This is a genomic window from Brevibacillus agri (genome assembly GCF_004117055.1).
GTDB lineage: Bacteria > Bacillota > Bacilli > Brevibacillales > Brevibacillaceae > Brevibacillus > Brevibacillus agri.
In genome coordinates, this window is the sequence record NZ_CP026363.1 from 1,001,461 (window position 1) to 1,014,163 (window position 12,703).

At 53.8% G+C, this 12,703-nt stretch carries 15 protein-coding genes; all 15 read left to right on the forward strand.

The window, feature by feature from the left end:
• Positions 1 to 14 precede the first annotated feature (14 nt).
• The 15 genes from bioF to BA6348_RS05065 all read left to right on the forward strand — a co-directional run bounded on the left by bioF (position 15) and on the right by BA6348_RS05065 (position 12,631).
• Complete coding sequence (bioF, locus tag BA6348_RS04995) at positions 15 to 1,211, forward strand: 8-amino-7-oxononanoate synthase (protein WP_005827770.1); 1,197 nt, start codon at positions 15 to 17, stop codon at positions 1,209 to 1,211.
• Positions 1,208 to 1,948 carry an alpha/beta fold hydrolase gene (locus tag BA6348_RS05000; protein ID WP_025843654.1) on the forward strand — a complete coding sequence of 247 codons (741 nt, stop codon included), beginning with the start codon at positions 1,208 to 1,210 and terminating at the stop codon, positions 1,946 to 1,948. The genes bioF and BA6348_RS05000 overlap by 4 nt, the downstream gene beginning before the upstream one ends.
• Positions 1,914 to 2,738 carry a malonyl-ACP O-methyltransferase BioC gene (gene bioC / locus BA6348_RS05005; protein WP_005827765.1) on the forward strand — a complete coding sequence of 275 codons (825 nt, stop codon included), beginning with the start codon at positions 1,914 to 1,916 and terminating at the stop codon, positions 2,736 to 2,738. The genes BA6348_RS05000 and bioC overlap by 35 nt, the downstream gene beginning before the upstream one ends.
• A gap of 265 nt (positions 2,739 to 3,003) precedes the next feature.
• Entirely contained in the window at positions 3,004 to 4,194 is a 1,191-nt protein-coding gene (locus BA6348_RS05010; RefSeq protein WP_122952859.1) for an acetyl-CoA C-acetyltransferase, read from the forward strand.
• Between the two features lie 137 nt (positions 4,195 to 4,331).
• Complete coding sequence (locus BA6348_RS05015) at positions 4,332 to 4,541, forward strand: AtpZ/AtpI family protein (protein WP_005827760.1); 210 nt, start codon at positions 4,332 to 4,334, stop codon at positions 4,539 to 4,541.
• A gap of 11 nt (positions 4,542 to 4,552) precedes the next feature.
• Positions 4,553 to 4,921 carry an ATP synthase subunit I gene (locus tag BA6348_RS05020; RefSeq protein ID WP_007786055.1) on the forward strand — a complete coding sequence of 123 codons (369 nt, stop codon included), beginning with the start codon at positions 4,553 to 4,555 and terminating at the stop codon, positions 4,919 to 4,921.
• Between the two features lie 67 nt (positions 4,922 to 4,988).
• A complete protein-coding gene (atpB, locus tag BA6348_RS05025) occupies positions 4,989 to 5,804 on the forward strand; it encodes a F0F1 ATP synthase subunit A (RefSeq protein WP_007786053.1) in 816 nt (271 codons plus the stop codon).
• A 57-nt stretch (positions 5,805 to 5,861) separates the two neighbouring features.
• Positions 5,862 to 6,083 carry a F0F1 ATP synthase subunit C gene (gene atpE / locus BA6348_RS05030; protein WP_005831752.1) on the forward strand — a complete coding sequence of 74 codons (222 nt, stop codon included), beginning with the start codon at positions 5,862 to 5,864 and terminating at the stop codon, positions 6,081 to 6,083.
• 187 nt (positions 6,084 to 6,270) lie between these two features.
• A complete protein-coding gene (gene atpF, locus BA6348_RS05035) occupies positions 6,271 to 6,774 on the forward strand; it encodes a F0F1 ATP synthase subunit B (protein ID WP_005831754.1) in 504 nt (167 codons plus the stop codon).
• Positions 6,771 to 7,298, forward strand: coding sequence for a F0F1 ATP synthase subunit delta (locus BA6348_RS05040; RefSeq protein ID WP_005831756.1), 528 nt, complete (start codon positions 6,771 to 6,773; stop codon positions 7,296 to 7,298). The genes atpF and BA6348_RS05040 overlap by 4 nt, the downstream gene beginning before the upstream one ends.
• 41 nt (positions 7,299 to 7,339) lie before the next feature.
• Positions 7,340 to 8,851, forward strand: coding sequence for a F0F1 ATP synthase subunit alpha (gene atpA / locus BA6348_RS05045; protein ID WP_005831758.1), 1,512 nt, complete (start codon positions 7,340 to 7,342; stop codon positions 8,849 to 8,851).
• A gap of 74 nt (positions 8,852 to 8,925) precedes the next feature.
• Positions 8,926 to 9,789 (forward strand): ATP synthase F1 subunit gamma, encoded by an 864-nt coding sequence (gene atpG, locus BA6348_RS05050; protein ID WP_005831760.1) that lies wholly within the window; start codon positions 8,926 to 8,928, stop codon positions 9,787 to 9,789.
• A gap of 49 nt (positions 9,790 to 9,838) precedes the next feature.
• On the forward strand, positions 9,839 to 11,248 hold the full coding sequence (atpD, locus tag BA6348_RS05055) for a F0F1 ATP synthase subunit beta (protein ID WP_005831762.1): 1,410 nt from the start codon (positions 9,839 to 9,841) through the stop codon (positions 11,246 to 11,248).
• Positions 11,249 to 11,275: 27 nt separating this feature from the next.
• Positions 11,276 to 11,674 (forward strand): F0F1 ATP synthase subunit epsilon, encoded by a 399-nt coding sequence (locus BA6348_RS05060; protein ID WP_007786048.1) that lies wholly within the window; start codon positions 11,276 to 11,278, stop codon positions 11,672 to 11,674.
• A gap of 216 nt (positions 11,675 to 11,890) precedes the next feature.
• Positions 11,891 to 12,631 (forward strand): DUF6042 family protein, encoded by a 741-nt coding sequence (locus tag BA6348_RS05065; protein WP_005831767.1) that lies wholly within the window; start codon positions 11,891 to 11,893, stop codon positions 12,629 to 12,631.
• Positions 12,632 to 12,703: the final 72 nt, after the last annotated feature.

Genomic DNA, 12,703 nt, shown 5'->3' on the forward strand with positions numbered 1-12,703 from the left:
AAGAGGTGTGGCACATGAAACGCAAGTACGAATGGCTGGAGGCGGAGTGGAGCCGGATGCGGGAGCAGTCGCTGGACAGAACGTGGCAGACGGTTGAACCGATAGCCGAAGCAGGCGGCGCATGGATTCGGGTTTGCGGGAAAAAGCTGCTGAATTTGTCCGCCAACAACTATCTGGGGCTTGCTCATGAAGAGCGAATCGTGGAAGCGGGCGAAAAGGCTGCGAGAAAATGGGGCGCAGGCGGCACTGCTTCCCGCCTCGTGCTCGGCAACTACCCGCTGTACGACGAACTGGAGCGGCGCCTGGCCGAGTGGAAGCAGCGCGAAGGAGCGCTCGTGTTTGCCAACGGCTATCAGGCGAATACGGGAGTGATCGCGGCACTGGCAGGCCGGGGCGATGTCGTTTTTAGCGATCGGCTGAACCACGCCAGCATCGTCGACGGCATCATCCTGAGCCGTGCCGAGCACGTCCGGTATCGGCACAACGATCTGGAGCATCTGGAGTTTTTGCTGCAAAAGCATCAGGGAGCGAGACGAAAATGGATCGTGACGGACAGCGTGTTTTCCATGGATGGCGACAAGGCTCCGCTGCTTGCTTTGGCCGAGCTGCGCGAGCGCTACGGCGCCCTGCTCATGGTCGACGAGGCGCATGCAGGGGGAGTGCGCGGGGAACAGGGCCAGGGCTTGTGCCACGAGCTGGGGATGGCCGATCAGGTAGATGTGCTCATGGGCACGTTCAGCAAAGCTTTTGGGGTGTACGGCGCCTACGTCTGTGCCGATCAGCCCGTGATTCGCCATCTGCGCTCGAAGGCCCGCTCGCTCATTTACTCCACCGCTCTGCCGCCTGCCGTCATCGGCTCGACGCTTGCAGCTTTGACGCAGATCGAAACGGACACGTGGAGAAGGCAAGCTCTCCGGCAAAACGCGAGTTGGTTCCGCCAGAAACTGCGCGCGAGCGGCTTTGCCGTAGCAGATGAGGACACGCAAATTATCCCGCTGGCGATAGGAGAAAACGAGCGGGCGCTGCAATTCAGCCAGAAGCTTCTGGAGCGCGGGATTGCCGCTGTCGCCATCCGTCCGCCCACCGTTCCGGACGGGACGGCGCGCATCCGCTTTACCGTGATGGCGACGCATACGCCGGATGAGCTAGCGTGGGCCGTCCAGGAGCTGGCTGCCATTCGTGATGAGCTGGACGGGAGGGAGGCGCTGTGACACCTGCGATACTTTGGCTGACGGGCTGGGGGATGCCGGATTCGTGCTGGGAGCAAGTCCGTCGACAGCTTCCTTGTGCGTTGCACCTGGCACCGGACTTTTCGCGCGTGTCCCGTCCGGAAGAGTTTTACGAGGCAGTAGAACAGACAGCTCGCTCTGTCGCCGGAAAAGAGCTGGTTGTCGTCGGATGGTCCATGGGCGGGCTGCTGGCGCTCAGGCTGGCTGCTTCGCGGCCCGTAGCAGGACTGGTTCTCGTCGGTGCGACAATGCGCTTTGTCCGCGAGTCGGCAGAGCGTGACCGTGGCTGGGGCGCAGCCGTGCTGCAACGGATGAAACGCCTTTTGCCAAAAGACCGCGAGCGGATCATGGCCCAGTTCGCGGAGCAGATGCTGACGGCAAAAGAACGCGGGCAAAACCGGGTGGATACGGGAACAGCCGGGGCGCAGTGGAGCCAGCAAGCGCTGCTCGCGGGTCTCGACTACCTGGCAAGCGAGGACTGTCGGCATAAAGCGGCGTCACTCTTCTGTCCTGCCGTCGTCATTCACGGAACAGACGACCTCATCTGTCCGCTGGCAGCGGGCGAGGAGCTGGCAGGCGCGCTGCCGGCTGCTGAGTTTGTGCGGCTGCAAGACTGCGGCCACGCGCCCCACATTTTTTACCCGGACGTGGTCGGGACAGCGGTAACGAGGATGGTGAAGCAGATTGCACAGAAACACGGTCAAGCATCGGTTCAGTAACAAGGCAGCCTCCTATGAGCAGTACGCCATCGTGCAAAAGGAGATGGCGAATCGACTGAGCGCAATGGTTCAGACGGCTATTCCCCGGGACGCGGTCGCCAGCATCCTCGAGGTCGGCTGCGGCACAGGGGGGCTGACCCGTCTGATTCGGAGCCAGTACCCCCATGCCGATTACGAGGCGATTGACCTCGCAGCAGGGATGATCGCGCAGGCACAGGCCAGTCTTGCCCGTCTCGGCCTGACAGGAAGCTTTTACCAGGCCGATGCTGAGGAATGGGTCTGGACGCAGCCGGCGGCGTGCAAAGACTTGATTGTATCAGGAGCCTGCTTCCAGTGGTTTTTTCGTCCCGAGCAGACCATCCGTGGCTTGTGCCGCTTGCTTGCGCCAAACGCTCCGCTCTATTTTTCCACCTTCGGGCCGGACACCTTTTGCGAACTGCACGATTCGTTTGCCCATGCCCACGCCAGTCTGGGCGAAAAAGGGGTACGGCACGGTCTGTCGTTTCTATCGGCGGAGCAGTGGCTGTCCATGCTGGAGGCGGCGGGAATGAGTTCCCTGCGGGCAACGACGCAAAAGGTGGTGCTGGCCTATCCGGGCGTTTCGGACTTTTTGCACGCGGTCAAGGCAGTAGGCGCCAATGCGAGTGAGGACAAGAGTGCGGGACTGGGCCGAAGGAGGCTGCTGCTGGCGATGATGGACTATTACGAGAGGACGTACGGCGGAGAGCATGGCGTGCGGGTTACCTACGATCTGCTCTACATCAGCGGGGTTCGCCAGCCGCGTCCGTAAGCGGGCCGCATCGGCACTGCCAAGGCAGTCCAATCGCCACCAAACGGGTAGCCGCCCAGATTGCCAAAGCGTGATCGTGCGCTTGAGTAGCACGATCACGAGCACGCCCGTACGCGTATAGAAAAAACGTCTTCCGCTTTTTGCAGCGTTTCCGGAGGCGAGATGCTTTTTCTAACGTGAAAACGATTTCTTAGCAGGAATCCGTACAAAAATATGGAATTTTAAGAAGGTTGGCTATCCTGTTCATTCGAGGAGTGTATGGAAGATGGGTCAAAAGGAAATCGTTATCGCAAGCGCAGTGCGCACGGCTATCGGCAGCTTTCAGGGCACGCTTGCTGGAATCAGCGCGACAAAGCTGGGCGGAATCGTCCTCGAAGCAGCTTTGGAGCGCGCAGGTGTGTCCAAGGATGCAGTCGATGAAGTGATTATGGGGAACGTGCTGTCCGCAGGTCTGGGACAAAACCCTGCTCGTCAGGCTGCCATTCAAGCAGGCTTGGCGCACGAGGTGCCATCCTTGACGATTAACAAAGTATGCGGCTCAGGACTGAAAGCCGTTCATTTGGCTGTGCAGGCGATTTTGAGTGAAGACGCCGAGGTCGTGCTGGCAGGAGGCATGGAAAACATGAGTCAGGCCCCTTACTTGCTGGAGGGAGCGCGCTCCGGGTACCGCATGGGTGACCAGAAGGTGGTCGACACGATGATCCGCGATGGTCTTTGGTGCGCATTCAACGACTACCACATGGGAATCACGGCTGAAAATCTGTGCGCCAAATACGAGATCGGACGGGAAGAACAGGACGAGTTTGCGGCGTGGAGCCAGCAAAAAGCCCAGAAGGCTCTGGAAAGCGGCCGTTTTCAGGACGAGATCGTGACCGTTCCGATTCCGCAGCGCAAAGGCGATCCGGTTCTGTTTTCCGTCGACGAGTTTCCGCGTGCCGGCGTGACAGCAGAGATGCTCGCCAAGCTGAAGCCAGCCTTTAAAAAGGACGGAACCGTGACAGCGGGCAACGCATCCGGCATTAATGACGGCGCGGCGGCCCTGTTGATTATGACCAGGGAAAAAGCGGAAGAACTGGGCGTCAAGCCGCTCGCGCGCATCGTGGCCAACGCCAGCGCAGGGGTCGATCCGAGCATCATGGGCTACGGGCCTGTTCCCGCGACCAAGCGCGTTTTGGAGAAGGCAGGACTGTCATTGTCCGACATGGATCTGATCGAAGCGAACGAAGCTTTTGCCGTCCAGTCGCTGTCTGTGGGCAAAGCGCTCGGCATCGACCGCGAAAAGCTGAACGTTAACGGGGGAGCGATCGCGCTAGGTCATCCAATTGGCGCAAGCGGGGCGAGAATTTTAGTGACACTTGTTCACGAATTGCAAAAGCGCGAAGGGGCAAAATATGGTTTAGCAACCTTGTGTATCGGCGGCGGACAAGGGGTTTCGACGATTGTTGAAAAAATGTAGATTTTCAATTGTGAACGCTTTGTGTACAGAACAAGACGAACGTTGACAAAGGGAATAATTCTTCGTTAATATGGATGAGGGCAAAGGGGCACTTGACACCAGCCCTCTCCTTATGCATGAAAGGAGAATGTTGTTCCGTGTCGAAAATTGATAATCCTTGGCGAGCCATCACGTTGGTCACTCTGATTGGTGTCGATATGGCCGTTTGCGTGGTTGCGGGAGTCTTTCTGGGAAAATACCTGGATGGCCTTTTCGCTACCAATCCGTTGTTTTTGATGGTTGGACTGCTCGCGGGATTAGGAATAGGCGTGTACAGCGTCTACCGCATCATTCGCGGTTACCTCTAGGGAGATGGGACATGCAAACGTTTTCTTCGGCAATGCGATACACGTTTCGCTATGCCTTTTTCTGTATGGCAATCGCCGCGATACTCTGGGCGCTGTTGCCATCCTATCGTTTCTTTTTGCAAAGCCTCCTGCTCGGGATGGCTGGCAGTCTAGTGAATGGCACGGTCCTCTTCAGCAAAACTTGGCGAATTGGCCAGATGGCTGTTGATCCAGGCGTGCGGCCCAAAGGGACAGGTATGCTGCAACGATTGGTCGTGGCAGGCTTTGCTGTCTTTTTAACTATGCGCTTCCCTCATTTGTTCGGACTGGCCGGAGTGTTGATCGGCTTGTTCCTCTTTCAGATTCTCAGCTTCCTTTTTGTGTATCGCTCCTTTAAATAGATAGTAGAATTCTTTTTACACATGCACGCTAAGCAATATACTCGCGCGGAAGAAAGGGGTGAAATACATGCATTATTCTCTGCGATTTGAATGGTTGGGCATGGTATTTGACATCTCCACTATTCTCATGATTTTGGTAACCTCTCTGGTGGTGCTTTTGCTCTGTATCGGGATGACTCGCAACCTGACCTCCGCTACTCCAAGCGGCGCGCAAAACGTGATGGAATGGATTGTAGACTTCGTAACCGGTATTACAAAAAGCTATATCTCACCGAAAAAGGCTGCGGGTTTTGTCTCGCTGGCGCTGACTTTGTTCCTCTACATCTTCCTGGGAAACCAACTGGGTCTCGTATTTAACGTAAATACAGCTCACCACAACAGTCCTGACCATCAAGTAAGCGAAAAGGTTAAAGACATGTTGACGGCTTCTACGAGCGAAGAGGCGAAGCAGCAAAAGTTGGCTAAGCTTGAGGAAGAGCTGAACTCAACCGATCCGCATTCACACGGTGTTGTCATCGGCTGGTGGAAATCGCCAACCGCAACTCCGAGCGTAACTTTCGCTCTCGCGTTCATCGTGTTGCTGTACGCTCACTACTTGGGCATCAAGAAGAGCTTCGGTGGATGGTTGAAACATACATTCCTGAATCCGATTCACATTCTGGAGGAGTTCATCATCAAGCCGCTGACGCTGCCTTTGCGTCTATTCGGTAACATCTTTGCGGGTGAGGTTTTGATCGCCTTCCTCTTGGGTGTAGGGATCTTCGGAAGCATTCCGCTGTTCCTGTGGCTGGGCTACTCCGTGTTTGTCGGCTCCGTACAGGCATTCATTTTCACTACGCTGGCGATGGTTTACCTGTCTCAGCAAGTGAATGAAGATCACTAATCAGCATTTCCCCGATTTTATATTCGCTTTTCACAACACTAAGGAGGTTTTTAAACAATGGAAGGTTTGGCTCTTGCAATTGGTATCGTATTTGGTCTCGCTGCTCTTGGCGCAGCAATCGGTAACTCCCTGGTAATCTCCCGTACAATTGAAGGTGTAGCTCGTCAACCAGAAGCACGTGGTAACCTCATGGGTCTCATGTTCCTGGGTCTCGGTCTGGTAGAGGCGGTTCCGATCATCGCTGTAGCGATCGGTTTCATTCTCTTCGGTCGTATGTAGTCAGCGAGCAATTGGTAACAATAGGCGGGCGCTTGATACCCGCCTCTATTTTTGAGCGAGTGGAGGCCTATGCTTTCATTCGACAAGAAGTTTGAAGCTTCGCCGCAAACGTGAAGCCAGTTTTTTGGCAAAGAGCGGTTCATACCGTGATGATACATCTTTCTTTTCGCAGGAAGGAGTGAAACGAATGCTCGACTTTGGAGCGGTGTCCCTGGAGTGGGGAACGCTTTTAACCCAAGCAATTGTGTTCTTGTTGTTGCTCTTGCTGGTTCGTAAACTTGCCATGGGCCCGATCGTTGGCATCATGGAAAAACGTCGTCAGCATATCGAAAATCAAATTTCATCGGCTGAGCGCAACCGTGCGGAGGCAGAGGCTCTCTTGGCAGAGCAACGCCGCGTACTGGACGAAGCTCGCGCTGAATCCAAAGCCATCATCGACCGCGCTACCAAGCAAGCGTCTGATGAAGCAAGCAAAATCGTGGCAGAAGCTCAAGCTGCATCCGAGCGTATGAAAGCGGACGCAAGCGCTGAGCTGGCACGTGAAGTAGAAAAAGCAAAACTCGAACTGCGCGAGCAAATGACAGGTCTTTCCGTTCTCTTGGCTTCCAAGATTATCGAAAAAGAACTGGACGAAGCAGCGCAAAAGTCTACTGTTGACAAATTCCTCGCTCAAGTAGGAGATCGCCTATGAGTAGCGCAGTAGGAAAACGTTATGCTCGCGCTCTCTTTGAAGTAGCGAGCGAGCGTGGCAAGATCGATCAGGTGGAAGCTGACCTTGGTGCGATCGTGCAGGCTGTGGAGGGCAACGAAGATCTGAAAAAGATCATACAGCACCCGCACATCGCGGCAGATGCAAAGGGCAAACTGGTTGAAGAGCTGTTCAAAAGCCATGTAGGGGAAGAGAGCTTCAACTTCCTGAACGTCCTGATTGACAACGGACGGGAAGTTCAACTGTCGGACATCTACAGCTCCTTTGTACAATTGGCAAACGAAGCGCGTGGCTATGCAGATGCTGTCGTCACAAGCGCAAAGCCGCTTTCTGAACAAGAACAGGCGGAGCTCGCTGACAAGTTCGGACAAACGGTAAATAAAAAGCTGCGGATGACAACGGTCGTAGACCCTTCGATTCTCGGCGGCATTATTATCAAAATCGGCGACCGTCTGTACGATGGCAGCCTGAAAACGAAGCTGGAAACCTTTGCGCAAAAAGCGTAAAGCTCGGTCTTTTAAGAAGTTGGATGAATGGGGTGAATTAAGTGAGTGCAATCAGACCAGAGGAAATTAGCTCCCTCATCAAAGAGCGGATCGCTAATTTTAAATCTGAAATCGAAGTTGTAGATGTAGGCACAGTCATCCAGGTAGGTGACGGTATTGCCCGCGTTCACGGTTTGGAAAAGGCCATGCAAGGGGAGCTCCTCGAGTTCCAAAATGGCGTAATGGGTATGGTACTCAACTTGGAAGAAGACAACGTGGGTGTCGTTATTATGGGACCTTTCCGCGACATTAAGGAAGGCGATACCGTAAAACGTACCGGCCGCGTTATGGAAGTTCCAGTAGGGGAAGCGCTGCTCGGCCGCGTAGTAAACCCGCTGGGTCAACCAATCGATGGTCAAGGCCCTATCGCAAACGACGGCTACCGCCCGATCGAGAGCCCAGCTCCTGGCGTAATGGCGCGTAAATCCGTACACGAGCCGCTGCAAACAGGTATCAAAGCGATTGACGCGATGATCCCGATTGGCCGCGGACAGCGTGAGTTGATTATTGGTGACCGCCAAACTGGTAAAACAGCAGTGGCGCTCGACACGATCATCAACCAAAAAGGCAAAGACATGATTTGTATCTACGTAGCGATCGGTCAAAAGCAATCGACCGTTGCGAACATCGTAGAAACCCTGCGTAAAGCAGGCGCTCTGGATTACACCATCGTCGTTTCCGCTACAGCTTCCGACCCAGCGCCAATGCTGTATCTGGCTCCTTATGCTGGTGTTACTATGGCTGAGTACTTCATGTACAAAGGCGGACACGTTCTGTGCGTATACGATGACCTGTCCAAACAGGCTGCTGCATACCGCGAAATGTCCCTGTTGCTCCGTCGTCCTCCAGGCCGCGAAGCGTATCCTGGTGACGTATTCTACTTGCACTCCCGCTTGCTGGAGCGCGCTGCGAAACTGTCTGATGACCTGGGCGCAGGTTCCATTACTGCTCTGCCGTTCATCGAAACCCAAGCGGGTGACATTTCCGCGTACATTCCAACCAACGTGATCTCCATCACGGACGGTCAGATCTTCCTGGAGACAGACTTGTTCAACGCAGGTCAACGTCCAGCGGTTAACACCGGTCTTTCCGTATCCCGTGTAGGTGGTTCCGCGCAAATCAAGGCGATGAAAAAGGTAGCAGGTCCGCTCAAGCTTGAGTTGGCTCAATACCGTGAGCTTGCAGCGTTTGCTCAGTTCGGTTCCGATCTGGACAAAGCTACCCAGGCTCGTCTGACCCGCGGTGAGCGCTTGATGGAAATCATGAAGCAAGGCCAGTTCGATCCAATGCCAGTTGAGAAGCAAGTTGCTTCCATCTACAGCGCGACTCGCGGCTACCTGGATGACATTCCAGTAGCAGATGTACGCCGCTTTGAGAAAGAGCTGCTGTCTTTCCTGGATTCCAACAAACCACATCTGTTGGAGCACATCCGCACTACGAAAGACCTCCCAGATGAAAAAGAACTGAACGCAGCGATCGAAGAGTTCAAAAAAGGCTTTTCGGTAACTCGCTAATCGTTAACCTGATAGACATCAGATGCATGCCGGGCCAATAGCCCGGGCATGCGTTCTCAAGGTGGTGAAAACGAGTGGCAAAAGGAATACGTGAGATTCGACGCAGTATTAAAAGTACCAAAAATACGCGCCAAATCACGAAAGCGATGAAAATGGTGGCGGCTGCGAAGCTCCGCCGCAACCAGGAGAAGGCTGAGGCAGCACGTCCTTACGCTGACAAGATCCAGGAAGTGATTGCGAGCATTGCGAGCGGAACATCTGGTTCCAAGCATCCGATGCTGCAAAAACGTCCGGTGAAAAAGACTGGTTACATTGTCATCACTTCGGACCGTGGACTTGCTGGCGGATACAACGCCAACATGCTTCGCAAAGTGGTTACCACCATCAGCGAAAAACACAAGTCCAAGGACGAGTACGGCATTTTTGTAATCGGACGCAAAGGGCGCGACTTCTTCAGCAAACGGAACTATCCGCTTTTGGAAGAAGTAACGGGTCTGCCAGCCAGCCCGGCCTTTGCTGATATCAAGAAAATTGCCGGTGCGGCCGTCCAGATGTTCGCGAACGAGCAAATCGACGAGCTGTACCTGTGCTACAACAAGTTCCAAAGTGCAATTTCGCAAATACCTACCGTAAAACAATTGCTGCCACTGGAAGCTCCCGAGAGCAACGATGTGCGCACAATCAATTACGAGTATGAGCCGTCCTCGGAAGAAGTTCTGGCTGATCTGTTGCCAAAATACGCGGAAACACTGGTGTACAGTGCGCTTCTGGAAGCGAAGGCTTCCGAAGAAGGTTCCCGTATGACTGCAATGGGCAACGCGACAGACAACGCAACAGATATGATTAACCGTTACACGTTGATCTACAACCGTGCCCGTCAGGCAGCGATTACGCAAGAGATTTCCGAGATCGTTGCAGGTGCAAACGCACAAGCGTAAGTGGCAGCGAATAGCTCCCAATTTAGCTTTACAGGAGGGAAGAAGTAAGATGGCGAATGGACGCGTGGTTCAGGTAATGGGTCCAGTTGTTGACGTCGAGTTCGACCGTGGACACCTGCCTGCCATTTACAATGCGATCAAGATTCAACATAAAGCACAAAGCGCTGGCGAGCGCGACATCGACTTGACAGTTGAGGTTGCGACTCACCTGGGTGACAACCTGGTTCGTACTGTTGCGATGTCTTCTACCGACGGTTTGGTTCGCGGTATGGAAGCCGTTGACACAGGTGCGCCTATCTCCGTTCCAGTGGGTGCGGTAACCCTTGGACGCGTATTCAACGTATTGGGAGAGCCGATTGACCTGCAAGACCTCGGCCAAGTAGATCGTCGCGACCCAATTCACCGCAAAGCTCCTGAGTTCGTAGACCAAGCAACTACTGTTGAAATCCTGGAAACAGGGATCAAAGTAATTGACCTCTTGGCTCCGTACATCAAGGGTGGTAAGATCGGTCTGTTTGGTGGTGCGGGTGTAGGTAAAACCGTTACCATTCAAGAGCTGATTAACAACATCGCGCAAGAGCACGGTGGTATTTCCGTATTCGCTGGTGTAGGGGAGCGTACCCGTGAAGGTAACGACCTGTACCACGAGATGAAAGACGCAGGCGTTCTGCCGAAAACCGCGATGGTATTCGGTCAGATGAACGAACCGCCTGGTGCGCGTCTGCGCGTAGCGTTGACTGGTCTGACCATGGCGGAGTACTTCCGTGATGAAGAAGGCCGCGACGTTCTTCTGTTTATCGACAACATCTTCCGCTTTACTCAAGCGGGTTCCGAGGTTTCCGCTCTCTTGGGCCGTATGCCATCTGCGGTAGGTTACCAGCCAACACTTGCTACCGAAATGGGTCAGTTGCAAGAGCGCATTACCTCCACCAAAAAAGGTTCTGTAACGTCCATTCAAGCGATCTACGTACCAGCGGATGACTATACTGACCCGGCTCCTGCGACTACGTTTGCTCACTTGGACGCGACTACTAACCTGGAGCGTTCCATCGCTGAGTTAGGTATCTTCCCTGCGGTTGACCCACTCGCATCCACTTCCCGTGCTCTGACTCCTGAAGTAGTTGGTCAAGAACACTACGATGTGGCTCGTGGCGTGCAAAAAATTCTGCAACGCTACAAAGAACTGCAAGATATCATCGCGATCCTTGGTATGGACGAACTGAGCGACGAAGACAAGCAAGTCGTTGGCCGCGCACGCCGCATTCAACGCTTCCTGTCCCAGTCCTTCCACGTTGCCGAGCAATTTACTGGTAACCCAGGCCAATACGTACCATTGAAAGAAACCGTTCGCAGCTTCAAGGAAATCCTCGAAGGCAAGCACGACCATCTGCCAGAGGGCGCGTTCCTGTATGTAGGAACCATTGAAGAAGCGGTAGAAAAAGCGAAGAAAATGGCGTAAGACACCCTGGAAAGGGGAGACGAGTAAGTGAGTAAGATGACAGTTGAAGTCGTAACTCCTGAACGGGTTGTCTACAGCGGTCAGGCTGAAATGGTCATTGCTCGCGGCGTTCAAGGGGATCTCGGTATTTTGCCGAACCACATGCCGCTGGTAAGCCCGCTGAAAATAGCGCCGGTTCGGATCAAGACAGAAGGCGATAACGAAGTAAAGATGGCTGTAAGCGGCGGCTTCATGGAAGTGCGCGGCGATAAAGTAACCATCCTTGCTGAAACGGCTGAATTGCCGGGAGACATCGATGTTGAACGCGCGAAGGCAGCGAAAGCTCGTGCCGAAAAGCGTTTGGCTGAGAAATATGCCGAACTCGACGTCCAGCGCGCAGAGCGTGCGCTACAGCGTGCGATGGCACGTCTCGACGTAAAGAAGTAAGCGTAAGCTTGATATCCCCGCGCCCATGTGGCTGCGGGGATTTTTCGGTTGCACGGCATGTATGGTTATACATGCTTGCGGGGCATGATATTTCCAGTTGGTAATTGCCTATCGTTTCTGTGTATAATAGACCTAATGCCCTGCCGCCGGACGTGGTTTTGTTGCGACAGCATAAGGTGCGGCACTGGCTTTTGGAATTAAAGGAGAGTGTAACTGATGCAAACCATTCGCGATATTCGCCACAATCAGGATGGCGTAGTGATTCCTAGCGGCTTTACGGCCAACGGCTGGTCGAGCGTGCTGTCTCATGAAATGAATGTCCTGTTCCAGTCCCTGTGTTTTGTCGTCACAGAGTACGAAACAAAAGCGGAGATGGAAAAAGGACTCGATGAAATCGAAGCATTGAAAGGCACGTTTTCCGAGCCTGTGAAGGAAGCTTTTAAATCAGAAGCGGACTACGAGGGCTATGTCAACTTGCTGAACCGCTTCAAATCGTTCCTGAAACGCTCCGACTACGATTATCCGACATCCCGTGCGGAAGCGATCCAGCTTTTCGTCAAATGGGGTCTGGTCATAGACAACGAGGATGCGTGGGATATACCGATCCATCCGTTCCCAGATGCATCCCAACTGTTCAAGCTGAGCGAGGTGGAATCGCTGGCTTTGGCGCATGTGAAGCTGGAAGCGCTGGTGCACCCTATTTTCAGCCGCCTGGTCATGATGCTGCATGAACGCGAAGAAAACACGTTCAGCATCTCCAAGGCAGAAATGAAAGAAATGCTGAACACAAACGATCAAATGCTTGCTGAAGTATTGATTAAGCTGACTCCGTACATGGAAGAAGCGATTGAGAACATGCTGGAGCTGCCAGACGATGAGAAGCTGAACTTCACTATCGTATGGGAGCGCATTTACGAGGACTTCCTCGGTCAGCAGTTTTCAAGCAACGTTCAATAATCAACGGAATAAGAGAGCCAGACGGGCATATTCGTTTGGCTATTATATGATGCTGGAAAAACTTAGGGAGAT

Excerpts from the sequence above, each read along its gene's own strand:
- bioF (WP_005827770.1), top strand. The coding sequence starts at position 15 with ATGAAACGCAAGTACGAATGGCTGGAGGCGGAGTGGAGCCGGATGCGG.
- BA6348_RS05010 (WP_122952859.1), top strand. The coding sequence starts at position 3,004 with ATGGGTCAAAAGGAAATCGTTATCGCAAGCGCAGTGCGCACGGCTATC.
- BA6348_RS05020 (WP_007786055.1), top strand. The coding sequence starts at position 4,553 with ATGCAAACGTTTTCTTCGGCAATGCGATACACGTTTCGCTATGCCTTT.
- atpB (WP_007786053.1), top strand. The coding sequence starts at position 4,989 with ATGCATTATTCTCTGCGATTTGAATGGTTGGGCATGGTATTTGACATC.
- atpE (WP_005831752.1), top strand. The coding sequence starts at position 5,862 with ATGGAAGGTTTGGCTCTTGCAATTGGTATCGTATTTGGTCTCGCTGCT.
- atpF (WP_005831754.1), top strand. The coding sequence starts at position 6,271 with ATGCTCGACTTTGGAGCGGTGTCCCTGGAGTGGGGAACGCTTTTAACC.
- BA6348_RS05040 (WP_005831756.1), top strand. The coding sequence starts at position 6,771 with ATGAGTAGCGCAGTAGGAAAACGTTATGCTCGCGCTCTCTTTGAAGTA.
- atpD (WP_005831762.1), top strand. The coding sequence starts at position 9,839 with ATGGCGAATGGACGCGTGGTTCAGGTAATGGGTCCAGTTGTTGACGTC.
- BA6348_RS05065 (WP_005831767.1), top strand. The coding sequence starts at position 11,891 with ATGCAAACCATTCGCGATATTCGCCACAATCAGGATGGCGTAGTGATT.